The organism is Acidovorax sp., from assembly GCF_034519795.1.
In the GTDB taxonomy this organism is placed as follows: Bacteria; Pseudomonadota; Gammaproteobacteria; order Burkholderiales; family Burkholderiaceae_C; genus Acidovorax.
This window is the reverse complement of sequence record NZ_JAXHOB010000007.1, coordinates 412589-435044: the sequence shown is the minus strand read 5'-3', so window position 1 is coordinate 435044 and position 22456 is coordinate 412589. Positions and strand designations below refer to the sequence as shown.

General features: G+C 67.6%; 24 protein-coding genes. 14 read left to right on the top strand and 10 right to left on the bottom strand.

Annotated features, from left to right (window positions below):
- Positions 1-40 precede the first annotated feature (40 nt).
- Both U5N23_RS08335 and U5N23_RS08330 read right to left on the bottom strand, forming a co-directional pair.
- Positions 41-811, bottom strand: a complete 771-nt coding sequence (locus tag U5N23_RS08335; protein WP_322592335.1) for a helix-turn-helix transcriptional regulator — start codon at positions 809-811, stop codon at positions 41-43.
- A 15-nt stretch (positions 812-826) separates the two neighbouring features.
- On the bottom strand, positions 827-3214 hold the full coding sequence (locus tag U5N23_RS08330) for a YgiQ family radical SAM protein (protein WP_322592334.1): 2388 nt from the start codon (positions 3212-3214) through the stop codon (positions 827-829).
- A 172-nt stretch (positions 3215-3386) separates the two neighbouring features.
- Here U5N23_RS08330 and U5N23_RS08325 point away from each other — a divergent pair, with 172 nt between their 5' ends.
- Both U5N23_RS08325 and U5N23_RS08320 read left to right on the top strand, forming a co-directional pair.
- Positions 3387-4331: a bifunctional helix-turn-helix transcriptional regulator/GNAT family N-acetyltransferase gene (locus U5N23_RS08325; protein ID WP_322592333.1), complete on the top strand. Its 945-nt coding sequence runs from the start codon at positions 3387-3389 to the stop codon at positions 4329-4331.
- A 22-nt stretch (positions 4332-4353) separates the two neighbouring features.
- A complete protein-coding gene (locus tag U5N23_RS08320; RefSeq protein ID WP_322592332.1) occupies positions 4354-4887 on the top strand; it encodes a GNAT family N-acetyltransferase in 534 nt (177 codons plus the stop codon).
- A gap of 29 nt (positions 4888-4916) precedes the next feature.
- On the opposite strand, the gene U5N23_RS08315 is transcribed toward U5N23_RS08320, so the two are convergent.
- On the bottom strand, positions 4917-5123 hold the full coding sequence (locus U5N23_RS08315; RefSeq protein WP_322592331.1) for a hypothetical protein: 207 nt from the start codon (positions 5121-5123) through the stop codon (positions 4917-4919).
- 320 nt (positions 5124-5443) lie between these two features.
- On the opposite strand from U5N23_RS08315, the gene U5N23_RS08310 reads away from it, so the two are divergent.
- From U5N23_RS08310 to U5N23_RS08300, 3 genes are all read left to right on the top strand, one after another.
- Entirely contained in the window at positions 5444-6037 is a 594-nt protein-coding gene (locus U5N23_RS08310) for a YigZ family protein (protein WP_322592330.1), read from the top strand.
- An 83-nt stretch (positions 6038-6120) separates the two neighbouring features.
- A complete protein-coding gene (locus tag U5N23_RS08305) occupies positions 6121-7536 on the top strand; it encodes a dihydrolipoyl dehydrogenase (RefSeq protein WP_322592329.1) in 1416 nt (471 codons plus the stop codon).
- 94 nt (positions 7537-7630) lie between these two features.
- Positions 7631-7834 carry a YjfB family protein gene (locus U5N23_RS08300; protein ID WP_322592328.1) on the top strand — a complete coding sequence of 68 codons (204 nt, stop codon included), beginning with the start codon at positions 7631-7633 and terminating at the stop codon, positions 7832-7834.
- A gap of 98 nt (positions 7835-7932) precedes the next feature.
- Here the strand turns inward: U5N23_RS08300 and U5N23_RS08295 are convergent, their stop codons facing one another.
- Positions 7933-8946, bottom strand: coding sequence for a GlxA family transcriptional regulator (locus tag U5N23_RS08295; RefSeq protein WP_322592327.1), 1014 nt, complete (start codon positions 8944-8946; stop codon positions 7933-7935).
- Between the two features lie 106 nt (positions 8947-9052).
- Between U5N23_RS08295 and U5N23_RS08290 the strand changes: the two genes are divergently transcribed.
- The 5 genes from U5N23_RS08290 to U5N23_RS08270 all read left to right on the top strand — a co-directional run bounded on the left by U5N23_RS08290 (position 9053) and on the right by U5N23_RS08270 (position 13052).
- Positions 9053-9721 carry a DJ-1/PfpI family protein gene (locus U5N23_RS08290; protein WP_322592326.1) on the top strand — a complete coding sequence of 223 codons (669 nt, stop codon included), beginning with the start codon at positions 9053-9055 and terminating at the stop codon, positions 9719-9721.
- Between the two features lie 37 nt (positions 9722-9758).
- Positions 9759-10742, top strand: a complete 984-nt coding sequence (locus U5N23_RS08285; RefSeq protein WP_322592325.1) for a tripartite tricarboxylate transporter substrate-binding protein — start codon at positions 9759-9761, stop codon at positions 10740-10742.
- 86 nt (positions 10743-10828) lie between these two features.
- Positions 10829-11869: a phytanoyl-CoA dioxygenase family protein gene (locus U5N23_RS08280; RefSeq protein ID WP_322592324.1), complete on the top strand. Its 1041-nt coding sequence runs from the start codon at positions 10829-10831 to the stop codon at positions 11867-11869.
- Positions 11870-11892: 23 nt separating this feature from the next.
- The gene (locus U5N23_RS08275; RefSeq protein ID WP_322592323.1) at positions 11893-12306 is read left to right on the top strand and encodes a cupin domain-containing protein; all 414 of its coding nucleotides are present in this window, start codon (positions 11893-11895) and stop codon (positions 12304-12306) included.
- Between the two features lie 71 nt (positions 12307-12377).
- Positions 12378-13052, top strand: coding sequence for a hypothetical protein (locus tag U5N23_RS08270; RefSeq protein WP_322592322.1), 675 nt, complete (start codon positions 12378-12380; stop codon positions 13050-13052).
- An 8-nt stretch (positions 13053-13060) separates the two neighbouring features.
- Here the strand turns inward: U5N23_RS08270 and U5N23_RS08265 are convergent, their stop codons facing one another.
- Positions 13061-14431, bottom strand: a complete 1371-nt coding sequence (locus U5N23_RS08265; RefSeq protein ID WP_322592321.1) for a sorbosone dehydrogenase family protein — start codon at positions 14429-14431, stop codon at positions 13061-13063.
- Between the two features lie 142 nt (positions 14432-14573).
- On the opposite strand from U5N23_RS08265, the gene U5N23_RS08260 reads away from it, so the two are divergent.
- Positions 14574-15191 carry a hypothetical protein gene (locus U5N23_RS08260; protein WP_322592320.1) on the top strand — a complete coding sequence of 206 codons (618 nt, stop codon included), beginning with the start codon at positions 14574-14576 and terminating at the stop codon, positions 15189-15191.
- 173 nt (positions 15192-15364) lie between these two features.
- The gene (locus U5N23_RS08255; protein ID WP_322592319.1) at positions 15365-15649 is read left to right on the top strand and encodes a DUF6150 family protein; all 285 of its coding nucleotides are present in this window, start codon (positions 15365-15367) and stop codon (positions 15647-15649) included.
- An 87-nt stretch (positions 15650-15736) separates the two neighbouring features.
- On the opposite strand, the gene U5N23_RS08250 is transcribed toward U5N23_RS08255, so the two are convergent.
- From U5N23_RS08250 to U5N23_RS08235, 4 genes are all read right to left on the bottom strand, one after another.
- Positions 15737-16666 (bottom strand): M48 family metalloprotease, encoded by a 930-nt coding sequence (locus U5N23_RS08250; protein WP_322592318.1) that lies wholly within the window; start codon positions 16664-16666, stop codon positions 15737-15739.
- A complete protein-coding gene (locus tag U5N23_RS08245) occupies positions 16663-17181 on the bottom strand; it encodes an SH3 domain-containing protein (protein WP_322592317.1) in 519 nt (172 codons plus the stop codon). The genes U5N23_RS08250 and U5N23_RS08245 overlap by 4 nt, the downstream gene beginning before the upstream one ends.
- Positions 17182-17197: 16 nt before the next feature.
- Complete coding sequence (locus tag U5N23_RS08240) at positions 17198-19090, bottom strand: CHASE2 domain-containing protein (protein ID WP_322592316.1); 1893 nt, start codon at positions 19088-19090, stop codon at positions 17198-17200.
- Positions 19091-19257: 167 nt separating this feature from the next.
- Positions 19258-20103 carry a fumarylacetoacetate hydrolase family protein gene (locus U5N23_RS08235; RefSeq protein ID WP_322592315.1) on the bottom strand — a complete coding sequence of 282 codons (846 nt, stop codon included), beginning with the start codon at positions 20101-20103 and terminating at the stop codon, positions 19258-19260.
- Positions 20104-20220: 117 nt separating this feature from the next.
- On the opposite strand from U5N23_RS08235, the gene U5N23_RS08230 reads away from it, so the two are divergent.
- Both U5N23_RS08230 and U5N23_RS08225 read left to right on the top strand, forming a co-directional pair.
- A complete protein-coding gene (locus tag U5N23_RS08230; RefSeq protein WP_322592314.1) occupies positions 20221-20823 on the top strand; it encodes a chromate transporter in 603 nt (200 codons plus the stop codon).
- Positions 20820-21419: a chromate transporter gene (locus U5N23_RS08225; RefSeq protein ID WP_322592313.1), complete on the top strand. Its 600-nt coding sequence runs from the start codon at positions 20820-20822 to the stop codon at positions 21417-21419. The genes U5N23_RS08230 and U5N23_RS08225 overlap by 4 nt, the downstream gene beginning before the upstream one ends.
- Here U5N23_RS08225 and U5N23_RS08220 read toward each other — a convergent pair.
- Entirely contained in the window at positions 21407-22420 is a 1014-nt protein-coding gene (locus U5N23_RS08220) for a hypothetical protein (protein WP_322592312.1), read from the bottom strand. The genes U5N23_RS08225 and U5N23_RS08220 overlap by 13 nt on opposite strands.
- Positions 22421-22456: the final 36 nt, after the last annotated feature.

Genomic DNA, 22456 nt, shown 5'->3' with positions numbered 1-22456 from the left:
GGCGCGGCGCCCTGCTGCGGCTATCAGAATCCTGCGGAAATCAGCCCTGCAGTGCCTGCCTGGCCTGCGCTGGCGTCACACCGACTGCGCGGGCGAATGCGGTGCCCAGGTGGCTCTGGCTGCTGTAGCCCAGGTCATGCGCCAGGGCGGCCAGGTCGCCCTCCCCCTCGTCCAGGCGCTGCAGCGCCGCCGCCAGCCGTAACTGCTCGCGGTAGGCATGCAGGCCCAGGCCAGTGTGGGCGCGGAACAGGCGCGCAAGGTGGAAATACGAGCAGCACGCCGCGTCGGCGACGTCGTGCAGCGACCAGGCCAGGCCGTCGGCAGCCGCGGTGCGCGTGGCCATGAAGCGCCGCGCCCGCGCCACCGCCGCATGGGCCATGCCGTTGTCGCGCAACACACCCTGCCCGAGCACAGGCCCGGTGACCTGCTCGCGCCCCTGCGCCAGCGCGCGCCAATGCAGGCGCAGCTGCCACAGGGCCCGGGGTGGCAGCGTCCATGCGAGTGCCTTGCCGGGGCTGCCCGCCGATGCACAGCCCGGCTGCATGCTGACCACCATGTGGCTGCGCGGTGCAGCCTGCCATTCGTGGATCTGGTAGGGCAACCCGATGGGCAGGGCCACCACGGTCAGCCCGTCGAGCAGCACCTGCCGCCCCTGCACATGGAACTCGGACACGCCGCACACCGGAAACACCCAGCGTGGCGTGGCCACCTGGTAAACCGGATTACCGGGATGGGCCGCGCCCGCCGGCTTGACCACCCGCTCCACCCGCCACGCAGCGGTATCGGCGTAGAGGATGCGGTCCTGCGGCATGGGCAGTGCCGTGGGTCAGCGGCCCTTGCGGCCGGCCGAGGGCTTGGCCGAGCCGGTCACGCGCGGTGGCAGGCCGGTGTGCTGCGTGAGCATGCGGCCCTTTTGGGGCTGAGTGGACTTGAGCGCCACGCCCTGCGAGGGCTTGGATGCCACGGCCGCAGTGCCCGCCTTGGCACCGCCAGGCGTGGAGTTCTTGCGCCGCGCACTCTGGTAGCCCCCATCCGTCAGTGGCTGGAAGGTCGGGATCAGGTGGTGCTTGCCATTGCCGATCAGGTCGGCCCGGCCCATGGCCTTGAGCGCGTCGCGCAGCAGCGGCCAGTTGTTCGGGTCGTGGTAGCGCAAAAAGGCCTTGTGCAGGCGGCGGCGCTTTTCGCCGCGCACGATGTCCACACCCTCGCTGTCGCGCGTGATCTTGCGCAGCGGGTTCTTGTTGCTGTGGTACATGGCCGTGGCCGTGGCCATGGGGCTCGGGTAGAAGGTCTGCACCTGATCCGCGCGAAAACCGTTCTTCTTGAGCCAGATGGCGAGGTTCATCATGTCCTCGTCGCTGGTGCCCGGGTGCGCGGCGATGAAGTACGGGATCAGGAACTGCTTCTTGCCCGCCTCTTCGCTGAACTTCTCGAACATCTGCTTGAACTTGTCATAGCTGCCGATGCCCGGCTTCATCATCTTCGTGAGCGGGCCCTGCTCGGTGTGCTCGGGCGCGATCTTGAGGTAGCCGCCCACGTGGTGCTGCACCAGTTCCTTGACGTACTCGGGGCTCTTCACGGCCAGGTCGTAGCGCAGGCCCGAGCCGATCAGGATCTTCTTGATGCCCTTGAGCGCACGGCCGCGGCGGTAGATCTTGATCAGCGGATCGTGGTTGGTGCCCAGGTTGGAGCAGATGCCCGGGTACACGCAGCTCGGCTTGCGGCAGGCAGCCTCGATCTCGGGGCTCTTGCAGCCCAGGCGGTACATGTTGGCCGTGGGGCCGCCCAGGTCCGAGATGGTGCCGGTAAAGCCGCTGACCTTGTCCCGGATGTCCTCGATCTCCTGGATGATGGAGTCCTCGGAGCGGCTCTGGATGATGCGCCCCTCGTGCTCGGTGATCGAGCAGAAGGTGCAGCCGCCGAAGCAGCCGCGCATGATGTTGACCGAAAAGCGGATCATCTCCCACGCCGGGATCTTGGTCGCGCCGTCGTGGCTGCCGTTCTCGTCGGCATAGCTCGGGTGCGGGCCGCGCGCGTAGCTCAGGTCGAACACGTAGTCCATCTCGGCCGTGGTCAGCGGGATGGGCGGTGGGTTGATCCACACGTCGCGCGCGGTTACGCCCTCGCCGTGCGCCTGCACCAGGGCCCGCGCATTGCCGGGGTTGGTCTCCAGGTGCAGCACGCGGTTGGCGTGGGCGTACAGCACCGGGTCGCTCTTGACCTGCTCGTAGCTGGGCAGGCGGATCACGCTGCGATCACGCGGCGGCACCTTGAGCTTGGCCTTGAGCGCCGGGTTGGCTACGAACAGCATGGGCCGGATGGCGGGGTTGGGCTCGGCCGCAGCGGCTGCGCCGGCCTCTGCATCCAGCGTGCCATTTTCCTTGCTGCAGGTGCTGCCCTGGGCGGCGGCCTGCTCGCTGGTCGTCATGTAGGGGTTGATGTGCGCCTCGACCCGGCCCGGCTCGTCCACGCTGGTGGAGTCGATCTCGAACCAACCCTTGCCGGTCTCGTCGTCGGAGCGGCGCACGAAGGCCGTGCCGCGCACGTCGGTAATCTGCTCTACGGGTTCGCGCGCGGCCAGGCGGTGCGCCACCTCGACCAGGGCGCGTTCGGCATTGCCGTACAGCAGCAGGTCGCACTTGGCATCCACCACGATGGAGCGGCGCACCTTGTCGCTCCAGTAGTCGTAGTGGGCGATGCGGCGCAGGCTGCCTTCGATGCCGCCCAGGATGATGGGCACATCCTTGTACGCTTCGCGGCAGCGCTGGCTGTAGACGATGGCCGCACGGTCGGGGCGCTTGCCGCCGATGTCGCCCGGGGTGTAAGCGTCATCGCTGCGGATCTTGCGGTCCGCCGTGTAGCGGTTGATCATGGAATCCATGTTCCCCGCCGTCACGCCCCAGAACAGATTGGGCTTGCCCAGCGCCTTGAACGGGTCGGCGCTTTGCCAGTCGGGCTGGGCGATGATGCCCACGCGAAAGCCCTGCGCCTCCAGCGTGCGGCCGATCACGGCCATGCCGAAGCTCGGGTGGTCCACATAGGCATCGCCCGTCACCAGGATGATGTCGCAGCTGTCCCAGCCCAGTTGCTCCATCTCGGCGCGGCTCATCGGCAGGAACTTGGCCGTGCCGAAGCGCTTCGCCCAGTAAGGGCGATAGCTGGTCAGCGGCTTGGCTGCGCGCGCGAAAAAGGAGACGTCGACAGGGGCGTTCATGTGGGGGGTGCAAGACCTCGAATGGGCGAGGCCGTTATGGATAACCCGCGATTTTACGTTGATGGGGCCGTTTTGTCGCCCTGGATCGGTTTGTCCTACCCCGTGTCCAGCCATGGGTCGCTGCGCATATACTTGCCAAAGTCAATCAATTGCATGACAAAGGCAATCAACCATGGAAAAAGCTGCCGCCGAAGCACCGTCGGGCGCCGTCAAGGCCGTGCGCCGTTTCAACCGTTTCTTCACCCGCCGCATTGGCGTGCTCGCCCCCTACCTGGGCAGCGAGCTGTCGCTGACCGACGTGCGCGTGCTCTATGAACTGGCCCACCGCGACGCCCTGGTGGCGAGTGACCTGGCGCGCGAGCTGGGGTTGGATGGCGGCTACCTGAGCCGCATCCTGCGGCGCTTCGAGGATGCCGGCTGGATCAGCCGGGCGCCGAGCCCCAGGGACGCACGCCAGAGCCTGCTCACGCTGACGCCGGCCGGGCACGCCGCCTTTGCCCCGCTGCAGCAGCGCTCGCGCGACGAGGCGGCCGCCCTGCTCGCCCCCCTGCCCACCCCCCGCCAGGCGGAACTGGTGCAGGCCATGGAGCGCATCGAGGCATTGCTGGAGCCCGCCGCAGCCACCAGCGCGCCTGCCAGGGTGGCCGTGCTGCGCGACCCGGCGCCGGGCGACATGGGCTGGGTGGTGCAGCAGCACGGCGAAATCTACGCCCGCGAATACGGCTGGGACATGCGCTTCGAGGCCCTGGTGGCCGACATCGCGGCGCAGTTCGTGCGCAAGTTCCAGCCTGAATGGGAGAAATGCTGGATCGCCGAGCTCGATGGCGAGCGCGTGGGCGCCATCTTCGTTGTGCGCAAGTCGGCCACCACGGCCCAGTTGCGCATGCTGATCCTCTCGCCCAAGGCCCGCGGCCTGGGCCTGGGGGCGCGGCTCACCGACGAATGCATCGCCTTTGCGCGTGCCAAGGGTTACAAAAAAATGGTGCTGTGGACCAACAGTTGTCTCAATACCGCACGTTCGATCTATGCCAAGCGGGGTTTTGTGCTCGACAAGTCGGAGCCGTACGAGGACTTCGGGCAACAATTGGTGGGAGAAACCTGGTCGCTCAAGCTATGACCAACTTGCCCGGACCGACGCCGTGACAAACAGCCCTTCTTCAGCACCCAGCCTGCGCCTGCTCACCCCGCACGATGACCTGCAACGCCTGACCGCGCTCATCCACGCCGCCTACGCCCCGCACGCCGCCAAGGGCCTGCGCTACTGGGCCACACACCAGACGGTGGAAGACACGGCCAAGCGCCTGGCCTCGGGCCTGGCGCTGGTGATGGAAATCGATGGGGACTATGCGGCCACAGCCACGCTGCGCGCCCCGCAGCCGGAATCGAAAGTGGCGCTGTTCCGCGACAGCACGGTGTGGTCCATCACGCAGTTCTGCGTGGCGCCGCGGCTCAAGGGCCTGGGTCTGGGGAAACTGCTGCACGAGGAGCTGGTGCAGAGGGCGCGCAATGCCGGGGCCGCCACCCTGGCACTGGACACGGCCCAACCGGCCCATGCATTGATTGCGATGTACGAATCCTGGGGCTACCGCGTGGTCGGCGAATGCGACTGGAGACCGCTCACCAACTACACCAGCGTGCTCATGTCACGCCCGGTCGACGGCACGGCCGCGTGAGCAGCCGCAGCCCCCTGCGCCGATAGCGCTTACCACTCGCCCACTTCACGCACGCGCTGGGCCAGATCGAACTCTTCCTCGTCCTCGAAATCGGTCGCCACATCGGCCCGCAGGGCGCTGGCGGCAGCGGCAGGAGACTGCACCGCCATGTGTGGCGTGGACGATGCAGCGAAGCGGCCGAACACGTGGCTGGCCAGCGTGCTGGGGAGGGATGCGGTCAATGGCAGGGCGAACATGGCGGGTCCTTGGGTGCGTTTGCTTGCTGGTTGTTGCCGAGAATAGATACCGGCTATGGGTTCAAGTGTAGGAACGGACCGCGTCTGCGCTTGTGACAGAACGCACACTTACAGGCCCCAGCCCGACCAGCGGGCGCGCGACTGTGACAGGCGTCACATAACTGCCGCATGCAGCGGCCGGGAGTGGTACTTTTGCGCCACACCCAAATGGACTATGCAGGCCCAGGGCACCTGTCCGGGTGCGCGAAAAAGCGGTCTCGAAGGCCTGCGACAGCGATCCCGAGAGACGATATTCCCGTTTGGCTTATGCTCTGCGCCCCATGCCACAGACCCTGTCCGCGCCGGCCCACAGCGAGCTCATCATCAAGAAAAGCCGCTTCATCGGCTGCGTGCAGCCCATGGCCGACCGGGCCAGCGCCCAGGCTGCCGTGGACGCACTGTGGAAGCAGCACCCGGGCGCCGCGCACGTGTGCTGGGCCCTGCTCGCGGGGGGCCAGTCGGCGGCAGTGGACGATGGCGAGCCCGGCGGCACCGCCGGCCGGCCCATGCTCGACGTGCTGCGCCACCAGGACCTGGAGGGCGTGCTGGCCACGGTGGTGCGCTACTTTGGCGGCGTCAAGCTCGGCGCGGGCGGGCTGGTGCGGGCCTACACCGACAGCATCGCCCAGGCCTTGCTCACGGCGCCCAAGATCGTCCTGCAGCGCATGGCCACGCTGCAGTGCATGGTGCCCTATGCGCTGGAGGGCCTGCTGCGCCGCGAGGTGGAAGCCGCCGGGGCCGAGTTGCTGGACGTGCAGCACGGCTCGCTGGTCACCGTGCAACTGCGGCTGCCGCAGGCCCAGGCCGGCGCCTTCGTGCAGCGCATCAACGACCAGGGCCAGGGCCGGGTGGGCTGGATCGACAGCGCCGCTTGAGCACATAGGGCAACCCGCCTACAAGCGCACGGCGCCACGCCCTGCACACTACGGGGTCCAAACCACCTCGGGAGACGCGATCCATGGGCCAGCCGCTCGACACCCTCATCATCGGCGCAGGCACGGCCGGCCTGGCCGCCTTGCGCGAAGTGCGCAAGCGCACCGAGCGCTACCTGATCGTCAACGACGGCCCCTGGGGCACGACCTGCGCGCGCGTGGGCTGCATGCCGTCCAAAACCCTGATCGAGGCGGCCAATGCCTTCCACCGGCGCCACGCCTTCGACGAGTTCGGCATCCGCGGCGCCCAGGGCCTCACGGCCGACATCCCTGCCGTGCTGCAACGTGTGCGGGCGCTGCGCGACGACTTCGTGGCCGGCGCCCTGAAGGCCACCGACGACCTGGGCGGCGCCAGCCTCTCGGGCCGCGCCGTGCTGCTCGATGCGAACACCGTGGACGTGGGCGGCGTGCGCTACCACGCGGACAGCATCATCATCGCCACCGGCTCGCGGCCCGTGGTGCCCGAGGAATGGCTGGCCTTTGGCGACCGTATCCTGACCACCGACACCCTGTTCGAGCAGCCCACGCTGGGCCCGCGCGTGGCGGTGATCGGCATGGGCGCCATCGGCGTGGAGCTGTCGCAGGCCCTGGCGCGCCTGGGCCTGGAGGTGTCGGCCTTCACCACCGGCCATGCCCTGGGCGGCCTGAGCGACCCGACCCTGAACGCCGAACTGGCGGCACTGCTGAAAAAGGAAATGGTGCTGCACACCCACGCCAAGGCCGAGCTGCGCGAGGTGCCAGGCGGCATCGAGGTCCGCAGTGGCGCCAACCGCGTGGTGGTGGACCAGGTGATCGCCGCCATGGGCCGCACGCCCAACATCGAGCACCTGGGGCTGCAGACGCTGGGCGAGCCGCTGGACGAGCGCGGCATGCCCCGGGTGGACCCGCAGACCCAGCAGATCGGCAAGCTGCGCGTGTTCCTGGCGGGCGACGCCAACGGCCATGCGGCGCTGTTGCACGAGGGCGCGGACGAAGGCCACATTGCCGGCATGAACGCGCTGGCAGCCGAACCCACGCGCTTCGTGCGCCGTGCGCGCCTGTCCATCGTGTTCTCGGACCCCAACGTGGCGGTGGTGGGCACGCCTTTCGACCAGTTGGACCCGGCCCACACCGTGGTGGGCTCCGTGGACTTCGACCACCACGGCCGGGCCCGTGCCGCCCTGCGCAACCACGGGCGCCTGTGCGTCTATGCCGACAAGGGCAATGCCCGGCTGCTGGGCGCCGAGATGTGCGCTCCCGATGGCGAGCACCTCGCCCACCTGCTGGCCCTGGCCATCCAGCAGAAACTCACGGTGCACCAGTTGCTGGGCATGCCCATCTACCACCCGGTGCTGGAGGAAGGCCTGCGCACCGCGTTGCGTAACGCGGCCCGGCACCTGCCCGCCATCAGCGAATCGGACCTGGCCGCCTGCAAACCCATCGGCGTACCCGCGCTGGAGTGACAGGAGCTGCCTGCCCCAGGATGTAACAGTGCGCAAATGCGCTTCATTTCGGGAGCAGAATGCCGATAAGGCAGACAAGCACTGGAGAACCCCCATGGATGTCGCACTCAGCAACAGCATCGTCAGCACCGCCACGGCCCTGGCCAGCCGCGAAAATTCCGATGCCCTGAATATCAGGGTGCTCAAGAAGGCGCTGGACATCCAGGCCAGCTCCGCCGCCACGCTGCTGCAGGCCCTGCCCCAGCCGCCGCTGGCCACATCGGGCTCGCTGGGCACCCAGGTCAACACCTTTGCCTGACCAACCTGCCGGACTGGACCCTTCCCTTTTTCTCCAAGGTAAGCCCCTCCCAAGCCGCCCCCAGAGGCGGCATTTTTTTGCCTGCGTCGCCGGGGCCGTCAGGCCGCCGCCGCAAACCGCTCACGATAGCCCTTGGGCGACACGTTCAGGTGGCGCATGAAAACGCGCCGCATCACCTCCTCCGAATTGAAACCGCACTGCACCGCAACCGCCTTGTTGCTGTGCCGGTGCGCCTCGATCATGCGGCAGGCCTTCTCCAGGCGGATGCGCTCCACCGCATGGGCGGGCGTGGTGCCTGTGTGGGTGGTGTAAAAGCGCGCAAAGGTGCGCAGGGTCATGCCCATCTGGTCGGCCATGCGCGCCACGCTGAGGTCGGAGCGCAGGTGCTCGGCAATCCAGGCATGCAGCCGGGTGATGCGCTCGTCGCCGGCGGTCTGCTCCAGCAGCGCGCTGCTGAACTGCGACTGCCCGCCCGGGCGCTTGTAGAACACCACCAGCTTCTTGGCCACGGCCATCACGATGTCGCGGCCCAGGTCGGCCTCGACCATGCCCAGGGCCATGTCGATGCCGGCCGTGACCCCGGCCGAGGTCCACACCCGCCCATGGCGGAAGTAGATCGCATCGGGCTGCACCGCAATCGCCGGAAAGCGGGACGACAGCTGCTCGCAGGCGGCCCAGTGGGTCACCGCGCCGGCGCCATCGAGCACCCCGGTGTGGGCAAGCACAAAGGCGCCGGTGCACACCGACGCCAGCCGCTCGATGCGCGGTGACGCCCGCTGGATCCAGCCCGCCAGAGCCTGCGCCGCAGGGGTGTCAGCGGCCTCGCACGATGCAGACGCGGGCCTGAACACCCCGGGCCCCCCTGGCACCACCAGGGTCTGCACGGTTCTGGCCAGCCGCTTGGACAAGGGCCGCGCGAGCACTTCGACCCCGCTGGAGCTGCAGGTCGCACCGCCTTCGAGCCCATAGACAGCGGTCTCGTAGACCGCAGGCCGCCCCGCCAGCCGCAGTTCATCGTTGGCCGTGGCGAACACCTGCAGCGGCCCGCTCACGTCGAGCAGCTGGAATTGATCGAACACGAGAAACCAGACCTGGTGCGCGGGGTGGGCCATGGGGAGGTAAAGCAGGTTGGCAGAAATCGTGGTGCTTGTGTCCTGACGGACAAACAGCCCGATCCTACAGTGGAGCCATTCCCTCCACCCACGAAAGCCAACCCCCATGAACATCGGCATGCTTGTATTTCCGGACATCACGGCCATCGACTACGTCGCTCCGGCCGACCTGCTGGTGCGCATACCCGGCGCGCAATTGAACCTGGTGTGGAAGCACACCGACCCGGTCCGCACCGAACTGGGCTGGGAGTTCCGCCCCACGGCGTCCTTCGATACCTGCGGCCAATTGGACATGCTGGTCGTCCCCGGTGGCCCGGGCATCGAGGCGCTGCTGAGCGATGAGGAGACCCTGGCATTCCTCGCACGGCAGGCCCAAGGAGCGAAATGGATCGTGGGCATCTGCACCGGCCCGCTGGTGCTGGGCGCGGCCGGCCTGCTGCAAGGCTTCCGGGCCACCTGCCACTGGGGATCGCACGAACTGCTCTCGCTGGTGGGCGCCACGCCCGTGGATGCGCGCGTGGTGGTGGACCGCAACCGCATCACCGGTGCCGGCATGACCTCGGGCATCGACTGCGCGCTGCAGGCCATTGCGCTGGCCAGCAGCGCCGAAGTGGCCCAAGGCATCCAGCTGTTTGCCGAGTACGACCCCAAGCCGCCGTTCGACACCGGCTCGCCGCACAAGGCGCCCGCGCCCCTGGTGCAGGCGGCCCAGGCCCGGCTGCATCCCATCGTCGAGCGGCGCCGCGCCTTGCTCACCGCGCGCCAGGCCGCCTGAACCCCAACGACACCCTTCGCCAAAGAGAGAAAATGCCATGCCCCACCCAGCCTCCCTTGCCGCTTTGTCTCGCCGCCGCTGCCTGCAGACGGTGCTGCTGGCACTGCCCTTGTCAGCTGCAGCGCAAACCTACAGCGGCCCCATCCGCATGCTGGTGGGCTATCCGCCTGGCGGCCCAGCCGACACGGCCGCGCGCATCGTGGCCGAAAAGCTCGCCGTGCAATTGGGCCAGCCCGTGCTGGTGGACAACAAGCCCGGCGCCGGTGGGCAGATTGCCGCCCAGGCCCTCAAGGCCGCGCCTGCGGACGGCTCCGTCATCTTCATGAGCAACACCCACACCGTGGCGATGGTGCCGCTGACCATGAAGGCTCCGGGCTTTGCCCCCGCCACCGACTTCCGCCCATTGGGCGCCGTGGCCAACTTCGAGCTGGCGCTGGCCGTGCACCCCAAGACCGGGGCCGCGAGCCTGGCGGAACTGGGCACGTGGTTCGCCACCCACCGCAGCGAGGCCAGCATCGGCGTGCCGGCACCGGCCAGCGCACCGGAATTCATTGCCGGCGAAGTGGCGCGCCATCTCAAGGCCGACATCGTGCCGGTGGCCTACCGCGGCGCGACACCGATGGTGACGGACCTGCTCGCCGGGCAGATCGCAGCCGGCGTATCGGGCATCTCGGACTTCCTGCAGTACCAGAAGGTCAACCGGCTGCGCATCGTGGCGGTCAGCCGCACGACGCCCCTGCTGCCGGGCGTGCCCTCGTTCGCGCAGGCGGGCCTTGCCAGCCTGGATGCGACCAGCGACTTCCTCGGCCTGTACGCCCCCGCGGGCCTGAGCGAGGCGACCGTGGCACGCTACAACACAGCGCTGAACCAGGTGGTGGCCATGCCCGAAGTGGTGGCCAAGCTGCAGGCCAGCGCCATGACGCCGGCCGCCGGTACGCCCGCAGAGCAGGCCCAGCGACTGGCGCAAGCATCCCGGGCCCTGGCCGCACTGGTGGCGCGAAGCGGATTCGTGCCCCAGTAGCCACCAGGGCGGGACCTATCGCCTGGCCAGATCCGCGCAGGTGATAAAAAGGAGCATCCGCACTGCCGCCTGTTTTTGATCCTTGCATGTCCCCTGCCCTGCCCTGCGCCGATCCTCTTTGCCCGCCCCATGACCGGGGTGACCTCCAGGTACCCTACCTCAAGCGCTGCTGGTCCGGCTGGATGGCCGCGCGCCAGGGAGGGGCTGGCGCTGGCCCGCGGGAAGCCCACCGCACCCAGATCGTGCTGGCTGCACTGGGCGTGGGGCTGGAGCAGACCATGCAGCATGTGCTGCGCGAGGCGCCGGACTTCGCCGACTTCGAGGATTGGATCGTGCGCACGGCGGGAGCACCCGATGCCGCCACCGTGGCACGCATCCAGGCCCTGGTCGATGGCGGCCCACAACCCGATGCCATCGTGGATCTGCATGCACGGATCGACGCCATGCCGCCCGTGCTCGATGCCGCCGACCTGGCGCACTGGGAAGAACATGGCTACGTGGTCGTGCGCCAGGCCGTGCCGGCCGACGACAGCGCGGCTGCCGCGCAGGTGGTGTGGGATGCGGTCCGCGCCACGCCGCAGGATCCGGAGTCCTGGTACCCCCACGCACCGCGCAACATCATGCTGCAGTTGTTCCAACACCCGGCCTTCGAGCGCAATCGCCGGGCGCTGCGCATCCACAAGGCCTTTGCCCAGCTGTGGGGCACGGCCGACCTGTGGCGCAGCACCGACCGCTGCGGCTTCAACGTGCCCGAGCGCCCGGGCCATGCCTACGGTGCACAAGGGCTGCACTGGGACGTGAGCTTGGTCCAGCCCATCCCGTTCTGCACCCAGGGCATCCTGTACCTCACCGACACCCCACCCGAGCAAGGGGCACTCACCGTGGTGCCCGGCTTTCACCGCACGGTGGGCGACTGGCTGGCCCGCCTGCCACCCGGAGCCGATCCACGCCTCCAGGATTTCCAGGCCCTGGGCGCCACGCCCATCGGCGCGGGTGCGGGCGACCTTGTGATCTGGCACCAGGCCCTGCCGCATGGTGCCAGCCCCAACCGGGGAACCCGGCCGCGCCTGGTGCAGTACATCAACATGTTCCCTGCCGAGGTGCCGGTCCACGACACCTGGCTGTGACAAAGACAAGGAGACACCCCACCATGGACAACACCACCGCCCCAGCCAACCCAGCCTCCACCTTCGTGGCCACACACGCCGCCAACGCCACCTTCGAGCGCGGGCTGCGCTCGTTCTTCGAGTACCGCGACCTGGGCATCAAAAGCGCGACCGAAGGGCGCGTGGTGGCCCACGTGATCCGTGCGGCGGGCGGGGCCGAGTTCTCCAGCCAGCCGCACCTGCACCGCACGAGCTTCCAGCTCGTCTACATCCTCAAGGGCTGGATCGAGTTCGAGTACGAGGGACAGGGCGCGGTGCGGCTCGAAGCCGGCTCCTGCGTGTACCAGCCACCCGGCATACGCCACCGGGAACTGGGGCACAGCGAAGATGTGGAGATGCTGGAGGTGGTGATGCCCGGCGAATTTCCCACCGAGCTGGTCGATTCAGTGCAGGCCTGATCAATCCAGGGCCCCAGCGCGCGCCGCTAGACTTCGTGCCTTGACCAGCAACAACGGAGCGAGGGAGTGCAATGGGCATCGGCAGAATGGTTTCGTGGGTCATCGTGGCGATCCTTGCACTGGTGCCGTTCAACTGGTTCCGGCTGTGGCTGCAGGGGGAGATTCCCCCAGGTGCCACGCTCTTGCAGGCCGTGATCGGCGTGGCCGCCTGTTGGGGTATCGCGGGTGCCCTGGGCTTCTTTCTGGTGGTGAGTGCGCGCGGCATCAAGATCCGAAAAGCCCGCGAGCGACAAGCCCTGGTGCGGCTGCAGGAACAGCCGCTGACGCCCATGGTTCCGCGCCAGGCCTTGGTGAGGCCAGGGGAAGTCGCCTATGCTGCGGTCGAGGCCGGGCTGCGGGAAGTCCGCACCGTGGGCTACGAAACCGAGACCACGGGCACCAGCCACCCGCAACTGTTTGGCGTGGGCACCAACCACCGCAGCAATGCCACCAGCATGGCAGTGAACGAGGCCCTCATCGTCGCTACCGGGGAACTGGTAGTGACCGACGAGCGCGTCATCTTCGCGGGCGACCACAAGTCCTTTGCCCTGGCGCTCGACGCGCTGGTGAACATCAGCGCGTACACCAACGGTTTCACGCTCAGCGATGGCCAGGCCACCCACGCGGTGGTCATTGCCGACCCCTACCAGCACACCGTCTTCCGGATCACGCTGCAGAAGGCCCTGCAAGCGGTGGGCATGCGCTGAATGCCGTGCTACCTGGGCGTGGCGGGCCCCACGCGCCAGATGGCGTTGCCCACGTCATCGGCCACCAGCAAGCCCCCGCGTGCATCCATGGCCACGCCCACCGGGCGACCGTAGGCATCGCCGTCGGGGCTCACGAAGCCGGTGAGCACGTCGATGGGCAGGCCTGATGGCTGGCCTTCGGCAAAGGGCACGAACACCACCTTGTAGCCGCTGCGCGGCTTGCGGTTCCACGAGCCATGCTCGCCCACGAAGGCACCGCTGGCCAGTTGCGGTGCCAGGGCCGGCCCTTGTGCGAACGCCAGGCCCAGCGGCGCGACGTGCGAGCCCAGGGCATAGTCGGGCACCACGGCCTTGGCCACCAGGTCGGGCCGCGGCGGCTGCACGCGTTCGTCCACATGCTGGCCGTAGTAGCTGTAGGGCCAACCGTAGAAGGCGCCATCCTTCACCGAGGTGAGGTAGTCGGGCACCAGGTCGCTGCCGATTTCGTCGCGCTCGTTGACCACCGTCCACAGCGCGCCCGTGCCGGGGGCCCAGCCCAGGCCGTTGGGGTTGCGCAGGCCGCTGGCGAAGATGCGGTGGGAGCCGCTGGCGCGGTCCACCTCCCAGATGGCGGCACGGCCCTCTTCGGCCTGCATGCCGTTCTCGCCGACGTTGCTGTTGGAGCCCACGGTGACGTAGAGCTTGCTGCCGTCGGCGTTGGCAATCAGGTTCTTGGTCCAGTGGTGGTTGATGGGGCCGCCGGGCAGATCCACCAGCTTGGTGCCTGCGGCGGTGATGCTGGTCTGCCCGGCTTCATACGGAAAGCGCACGACCGCATCGGCATTGGCCACATACAGCTCATTGCCCACCAGGGCCATGCCGAACGGCGAGTTCAGGTTCTGCAGGAACACGTTCCTGGTTTCGGCCTTGCCGTCGCCATCGGCGTCGCGCAGCAGCGTGATGCGGTTGGCCGAGGGGCGTTTGCCCGAGCCGGCCTTGCCCATCACCGTCTTCATGACCCAGCCCCGGATGGCGCCGAACACGCCGCCCGACGGCGCGCCCTCGCCCTTGGGCGGGGCCTGGCTTTCGGCCACCAGCACGTCGCCATTGGGCAGCACCAGCACCCAGCGCGGATGGTCGAGCCCGGTGGCCAGCGGCGTGACCGACAGGCCCGCCACGCTGGTGGTGGGCATGGTGCCCTCGGGCCAGCCTTTGGCGGGGGCGATGTGCAGCGTGGGAATCAGCGATTGGTTGGGCGCCGGCAAGGTGGGCGACTTGCCCATGCCCTGCTCGGGCGAGAGGATGGCGGTGTCGCCGCAGGCGGCCAGGCTGGCCGCCAGCACCGTGCCGGCGAGCAGCGCCGGCCAGGGGCGCGATGTCAAAGAGAAGGCAGATGGCATGGCAGTGGGTTCCGTGGCGAGCGATGGCTGCAGTGTGCAGGGGCAGGCACGCACGCCCTGTCAGCCAATTGCGCAAAATGCGCAGCCCCGCGTTACATTTATTTCCGCAACCCTCCCGCATTGGCCGCCGCAAGAAATTTCCATGAGACTCAAGACCGTTGTCGTGCTGGCGATCATCCTGCTCATCGGCTTTTTCGCCGTCGAGAAGCTGCGCGTGGGCCGGGTGGACAAGCGGCTGCAGGGCCAGTCGGCCACGCAGCAGGTGTTTGCCGACGTGCCGCAGCAGACATCCACCAGCGCCGCCCCCTTTGCCTTGCAGGGCTACCAGGTCAAGCCGCTGGCCCAGTTCGCCATACGCGCCCGGGTGCTGGGGCGCGAGGAATACTCCTTTGGACGCGAAGCCGATCTGTCCCCCGTGGACCTGGCCCTGGGCTGGCGGCGCATGGCCGAGCCGGCCGTGTACGAACCCTTGAACATCACCCAGGGCGGGCGCTGGTACCGCTATTCCTGGTCCAGCCAGCCGCCGATCCCCCTGCAGGAGATCATCGAGTCATCGGCCAACATGCACCTGATCCCGGCCAACGCGGCCGTCGAGCGGGCGCTGAAAAAGGCGCGCAAGGGCCACTTCATCCGCATCACCGGCCAGTTGGTGGAAGTCACCCACCCCGGCGGCTGGCGCTGGACCAGCTCGCTCACCCGCTCGGATTCGGGCGCCAACGCGTGCGAGCTGATCTTCGTGGAGACGGCGCAGGTGGAGTAGCCACTTCGGTGCGCTGAAAAAGACGGAAATCCACCGACAAGGTGTCCAGATGTGACGCCTGTCGGTTCCGTGGAATTTTTCACGGTTTTTTGGATAACCTTGCACTGGCGACACAAGGCATTGCCGCCTGCGCGACCTTTGGCCCCGTCCCCAGTGCACGAAGAGGAACTCCCATGGCGAAGATTCTGGTCACCAAGTACGAACACCAGGCCGATGCGACCGTCTGCGAAGTGGCGCACGAGAGCCAGGCCGACCTGTGCTGGTACGAGGCCGCCTATGAGCCGCAGGCCCACGGGGACGCCACCTGGTACTTCGTCGACTACGCCACCCAGGCCAGCTTCAAGATCTTCAAGGTGAAATTCGGGAGCCAGGCCGACATCAAGGCCTTCCAGGTCAAGACGCCAGAGCAGGCGGGTTGGCGCGATGCTGAAAACCGGTTCAAGGGCAAGATGGGCTGACCCGCCTGTGCCAGAAACAAAAAGCCCCGGCCTCGGGATCCGAGGCCGGGGCTTTTTCCAAGGGCGGCATGGCCACCCTGGAGATCGTCAACGCAGCTGGCGCTTGATGGCCTCGTAGCGGGCTTCGTTGCTCACGTTTGCGGCCGAGCCAAACTTGCTGGACATGAAGGGCTGCAGTTTCTCCAGGCGGTCCTTGGGGGCCGGATGGGTCGAGAACAGCACTTCATACGCCTGGTTGGAACCAGAGCCCGTGGCCGCATACATGTTCAGCACCGTGGGCAGGCCGATGGGGGCGTAGCCGGCCCGGGCGGCGTAGAGCACGCCCTGGCGATCGGCATCGAACTCGTCGGATTGGTCCAGGCCCTTGGTGTACAGATTGCGCACCAGACCCACCATGGCGGAGCTCACCATGGCATTGCCCGAGCGGGCCTGCACCACGCCGCCAGCGGCCTGGGCAAAGCCGCCCTTCTTGATGGCAGCCAGGTAGTGGCCGCGCGTCACGTGGGCGATCTCGTGGCCCAGCACACCGGCCAGTTCCGACTCGGACTTGAGCTGGCGCATCAGGCCCACGGTGACGAACACGAAGCCGCCGGGTGTGGCGTAGGCGTTCACGGCATCGGAGTCGATCACGCCAAAGCGCCAGGCAAACTGGATGTCCTTGCCGTCCTTGTCCTTGGGCTTTTCAGCCTGCGCGGCGACCCACCAGCCCACCTGGTTCACGTAGCGCTGCACGGCCGCGTCTTTCAGCAAAGGGCGTGCACCCAGGAGCACTGACGCGAAGTCATTGCCCATGGCACGCTGCTCTTCTGGCGAATAGTCCTTGAATGCAGCGGAAGCGCCCTGGATCACGTCCATGACGCCGCCCGCACGCGAACCGCCGCCGGAGCCACCGCCCAGCGCGGACGACAGAACATTCAAGCCTCCGGAGCCGCCAGCCTGGGGCATGGTTTCACAACCGGTCAGCAATACGACCGCAGCCAGCACCAGTGCGGCGGCCTTCAAGCGTTGGAGTTTCATTTTTCTGCTCCGGTGTAAGCGTCAATCTTCTGCGCCACAACCTTGCCGCTGCGCGCAAACTGCTCGGCCTGGCCCATGTTGATGGCGTACTTCTCGAGTTGTTCCATTTCAGCCGGATTCGGCTGGGCGTTGGCGATCTGTTCCTTGGTGAGTCCCTTGGTGCCGGTGGAGGCAGTAGGCGCATTGCTGCGTGGGGAGAACAAGCCTGCCAGGCTGGTGCCTGGACTGGACGGCGCAGCGGATGGCGCGGCAGCTTGCATGCGTTTCACGAAGTTCAAACGCACCCAGCCCTCCAACTCACCGAACTTCACCTTGATCCAGCCGACCTGCGCTTCGAGCTGTTCGAGCTTGCTGCCCTTGACCAGCCTCGTCACCACCTTGCCATTCGTGGCCGGCGAGGCGCGCAGCTCGGTGGGGGTGGTGACTTCCAGCTGTTGGGCGTGCGCACCGAGGCCCAGCCCCAGCAGCAACGCAATCAGGAGGCCTTTCAAAAGGCCTACGAATGATGTGTTCACTTTCCTTCTCCTCTCTCTATGTCAAAACCGGGGATGCGGCGGGTGCCGATTCCCCCACTGACGAACGGCGCTGCGGCTCGAAAAGCCGCACCGCCTGGTCGCGGCCCTTTACCTCGAAATCGCCACGGTCAATGAAAACAAATGTTTCCCCACATTGTGCCCTTGTCGACTCGGAAACCAAAACCCGGGCTATCCCTTTTGTACAACCTTCGATGCGGCTGCACAGGTTGACGGCATCGCCGATTGCGGTGTAGTCCAGCCGGCGTGAAGTGCCCAGGAATCCGACCACGGCCGAACCCGTGTGCACGCCGATGCCGATGTCGAATTTGGCGGTGGGGTCTTCGCGCGCCATGTCGTCGGCAAAGCGCTGCAGGGCATCGGCCATGCCCAGCGCCGCCTCCACCGCCAGCACGGCATGGTTGGGCTGGGCGATGGGCGCCCCCCAGAAGGCCATGATGGCATCGCCGATGAATTTGTCCAGTGTGCCCTGGTAGCGAAAGATCACCTCCACCTGCATCTCGAAGTAGCGGTTGAGAATATTCACGATCTCCTCGGGCTTGCGGTGCTCCGACAGGCTGGTGAAGCCCCGGATGTCCGAGAACAGCAGCGTGATCTCACGGCTGGCCGAGACCTCGGCCTCGGCCACCTGGGCCGCCTCGGAAAGATCCTGCACGATGCGCGGGTCCACGAAGCGCGAGAACATGGCCTGCACGTGGCGCCGCTGCCCCATCTCCAGGCGCGAGGACAGCAGCCCGAAGGCCAGCAACGCCACGGCCCCCAGCACCAGGGTGGACACCGGCATCCAGTAGACATGGGCCAGTTGCAACGCCAGCAGGCTGCCCCCAATGGCCGCAGCCGCCAGCGTGGCATAGCCCGTGATCACCCAGATGGGTGACATGCGGACAACAAAGGCCACCGCAAGAGCGCAGATCAATACCAGCACCAGGGCAGGATTTGCCCAAACCGGGGCCTCGCGCAACCAGTCGTTGTTCTGCAGGTTGGCTATTCCAGTGGCCAAAACAAAGGGGCCGGGGGTCGTGGCGTCGAACGGCGTGGGAACGAAGTCGAAAATCCCGCTGGCCGTGGCGCCGATCACGATGATCTTGCCACGGGCGTCGAAAGGCAGTTTGCCGCCCTCCATCTGGGTCGCCAGATAGGCCTTGGCATAGGGAATGCGCGTGAACTCCGTGCCGTACCAGTTCAGCCGAAAACCAGGCTGCTTGGGTTTGGGCAGTTGCAGCGCGTCGGCCACCCGGCCGATCATGTGCGGTATCCACCAGCCATCGACCTCGCGGCCCAATTCGGTATGGCGGCCGATGCCATCGCGGTCCTTGATGAAGTTGATGTACCCCGTGCGCCAGGCGTCGGGCGGCAGGGCCAACGGCGCCTCGATGCCGTAGCTGGCCTTCGGGTCGGCATGCTCCAGCGCCCGTATGCCCATGACCGGCGGCGCCATGGACAGGGGCGCCTTCTGCTCCGCCCCATCCATGAGGAGCATGGGAACAAAGGCGCGCTCGAAAGCCAGCGCCTTGGCCAGTTCCGCATCGTTTTCGGGGCGAAAGCGGTCGGGCTGCGACAGGAAGAGGTCCAGCACGATGGCGCGCGGCTGCTGGGCCACCAGCGCATTGATCAGTTCGGCATGGATCACGCGCGGCCAGACCCACTTGCCCGCGATGTCGAACATCTGCGGGTCCATCAGCGAGGGCTGGTCAATGTCGATCAGCACCACGTCGTCCGGCGGCGCGCGGCTGGCCGCATGCCAGCGCAGCAGCGCATCCCCGACCCGGTTGTCGATGGCGTCGAGCTTGTGCCAGGTGGTCACCTCGAACAGCGCCAGCGCGCAGAGCATGAGGCACAGCACGGCATACAGCGCGCGGCGGCCAAAGCGCTGGCGCAGCCGGGTGAGCATGGTCGAGGCATGGAGGGAGGGGGCGGACGGCACAGGCCAGAGTATCCACGCCCGGCTTCGCCTGCGGCAAGCGCATGAACCCTGCGCGTTGTGCCCGCCCTACTCCCCTAAGAACCTGTTCAAGATCTTTTTGCAGCCGAAAAGACCTTGAACAGGTTCTAATCGCCTCAGCCGCCCGCGCAGACCTGCCGCTGCTCGCCCAGCCCCGTCGCGCCCAGGCGCACCACATCGCCGGGCTTGAGGAACCAGGGCGCGGGCTTCTGGCCCAGGCCCACGCCGGCGGGGGTGCCGGTGAGCACGATGTCGCCGGGCTCCAGTGTCATGAACTGGCTGATGCACGCAATGACCTTGGGCAGGCCGAAGATGAAGTTGCGCGTGTTGCCGTTCTGCACGCGCTGGCCGTTCACCTCCAGCCACAGGTCCAGCGCATGCGGATCGGCCACCTCGTCGGGCGTCACCAGCCAGGGGCCGATGGGCGCGAAGCTGTCATGGCTCTTGCCCTTGACCCACTGGCCGCCGCGCTCGATCTGCCAGGAGCGCTCGGACACGTCGTTGGCCAGCACAAAGCCCGCCACATGCTGCAGCGCAGTTGCCTCGTCCACATGGCTGGCGCGGGTGCCGATGACCATGCCCAGCTCCACCTCCCAGTCGGTCTTCTGCGAACCGGGCGGAATGCGCAACTCGTCGTTCGGGCCGCTCAGCGAGGTAACAGCCTTCATGAACAGCACTGGCTCGGCCGGTGCCTGCATGCCGGCCTCGGCCGCATGGTCGGCGTAGTTCAGGCCCACACAGACGATCTTGCCCACGCCGCCCACGGGGCAGCCCAGCCGCGGCGCGCCTTCCACGGCCGGCAGGCGGGTGGCGTCGATGGCGGCCAGGGCCGCCAGCGTGCGCGGGCTGAGCTGGGCCGGGCCCAGGTCAGGCAGCAACATGGACAGGTCGCGCAGCACGCCCTCGCTGTCGAGCAGGCCGGGGCGCTCGGCACCGGGTTGTCCGTAACGGATGAGTTTCATGTCGGGAATGGTTCAGGATGCGGGAAGGCGCCAGCATACCCATCTGTGGGGCGTTTAACATCGCGGGGTGCGCTGCGCTGGTGCACCGACCCTGCTCCCGCCGCTCCCGCTGCTCCCATGGCCCCTGCCACTCCACCCTCCCCCATCCAACCCGTACCGGCAGAGCCGCGCCCCGCCCCACGCAACTGCACCGACCTGTTCTGGTCCTTCACCTGGCTGGCGCTGCAGGGCTTTGGCGGGGTGCTGGCCGTGGTGCAGCGCGAGCTGGTGGAGCGCAAGCGCTGGATGACGAACGAGGAGTTCGTCGAGGAATGGGCCGTGGCCCAGATCATGCCGGGCCCGAACGTGGTCAACCTCTCGATCACCATCGGCGACCGGTACTTCGGCTGGCGCGGCGCGCTGGCGGCGCTGGCCGGCATGCTGCTGTTTCCGCTCATGCTGGTGCTGTCGCTGGCCGTGGTGTATGCCCAGTTCGCCAGCCACCCGGCCGTGGCCGGCGCCCTGCGCGGCATGGGCGCCGTGGCGGCAGGGCTGATCGCGGGCACGGGCCTCAAGCTCTCGGCCACGCTGCGCACCCACCCGCTCGGGCCCGTGGTGTGCGCGGTGGTCACGGTGCTCACGGTGGTGGCCATGGCCGTGCTGCGCTGGCCGCTGGCGTGGACACTGCCCATCCTGGGTGGCGCGGCCTGCCTGCTCACCTGGCGAAAGCTTGCCCCATGACCGGCGCCACCATCAGCCTGGGCTGGGCCGACTGGCTGCAGCTGTTTCTGTACTACCTGTCGCTGTCGCTGCTGGCCGTGGGCGGTGCCATCGCCACCGCGCCCGACATGCACCGCTTCCTGGTGGAAAAGCAGGCCTGGCTGGCCGACCCGCAGTTCAACGCCTCCATCGCCATCGCCCAGGCGGCCCCGGGGCCGAATGTGCTCTTCATCGCCCTGCTGGGCTGGAACGTGGGGCTGAACGCCGGCGGCGCGGGCCTGCCGGGCTGGGCGCTGGGCGCCCTGGGCATGGCCGTGTGCATGGTGGGCGTGATGCTGCCCAGCAGCCTCTTGACCTGGCTGGCCACGCGCTGGGGTCACCGCAACCGCGAACGGCGCGGCGTGCGCGCCTTCAAGCAAGGCATGGTGCCGGTGGTGATCGGCCTGCTGCTGGCTACCACCTGGGTGCTGGCCCAGGCCCACGGCGGCCTGGCCACCGCCTGGCCGCTGTGGCTGGCCACCGTGGTGACCATGCTGCTGGTGTGGAAGACGCGCCTGCACCTGCTGTGGATGCTGGGCGCTGGCGCGCTGCTCGGTGCCCTGGGCTATATGGGTTGACCGTTGATGTGCGAGCTCGACTTGATGTACAGCGTGATCGGATTGCCCTCGCCATCGTCGCCGGTGATCACCAGGGGCAATCCGCTGCCCTTGGCCGTCCATCCCGCCGACTGGCGCCCGCCGTTCGTCCATTCGAACTTGCAGGCCATGTAGGTACCGGCTGGCACGGTCACGCTTTCCTGGCCCCGGTAGGTGAAGGTCTGCGCTTCGTTGAAGGTGTTCGTCTGGGCTGGCAATCCAGGTATTTCCATGGTGGTTTGCCGCACCTCGTTCAAGGTGTAGCTTTCATTGACGGCCAGCGAAAAATCGAGGATCCGGTTCACCGGGGTGTTCACGATCGTGGTTCGGGTCCCAGCCAGCGGCGCATCCATGAGCGTGATGCTGCCATAGCGCAACAGCACGGGGCCTCGCGGCGTGTTCTCCACGCTCTCGTAGTCGCGCACGCGCGAGGTGAACCCAGGCGCCCCCGCAGTGCCGACCGAGACCGTGCGCTCGGTTTCTATCACGCCCGTCTGCCCCGCAAAACTGGCCGGGCCGTTGACGCGCCCCTCGGTGCTGAACTGCACGACACCGTCGCTGGATTGCCAGTCCCAGCGGAAGGTCGTTCCCTGCTGCAGGAGCACCGGGTTGAAGCAATCCGACGCAGCGCCCGATGACGGCGGGTTCACGGGGGCCGCCTGGCACAGGGCCGCGTTGAACTGGCAGATGCTGTCCGTCAGGTCGACGATCTGCCCCCCGGTCTGCGCCAGGCTGGCGACGAGAAAGCGCCCCTCATTGAAGCCGAAGGCATTGCCCACCGCCGGATAGAAGCGGTAGGTGTAGGGTGGAGAAACCCCATCTTGCCCGGTGCCCGGTGGAAAGAGCGCCGGAAACGTGGCTTCCAGCCACTGGCCGACGGCACTGCGGTTGGACGCCGGCACCGACAGCTGCGCCTGCGCGGCTGCTGCCAGGGTCATGCCGAGGGCCAGCGCCGCCAGGCGCCTGGGTTGTGATCGCATCATGGTCATCGCTCCTGTCATTGAAGAATGGAAGAAAGT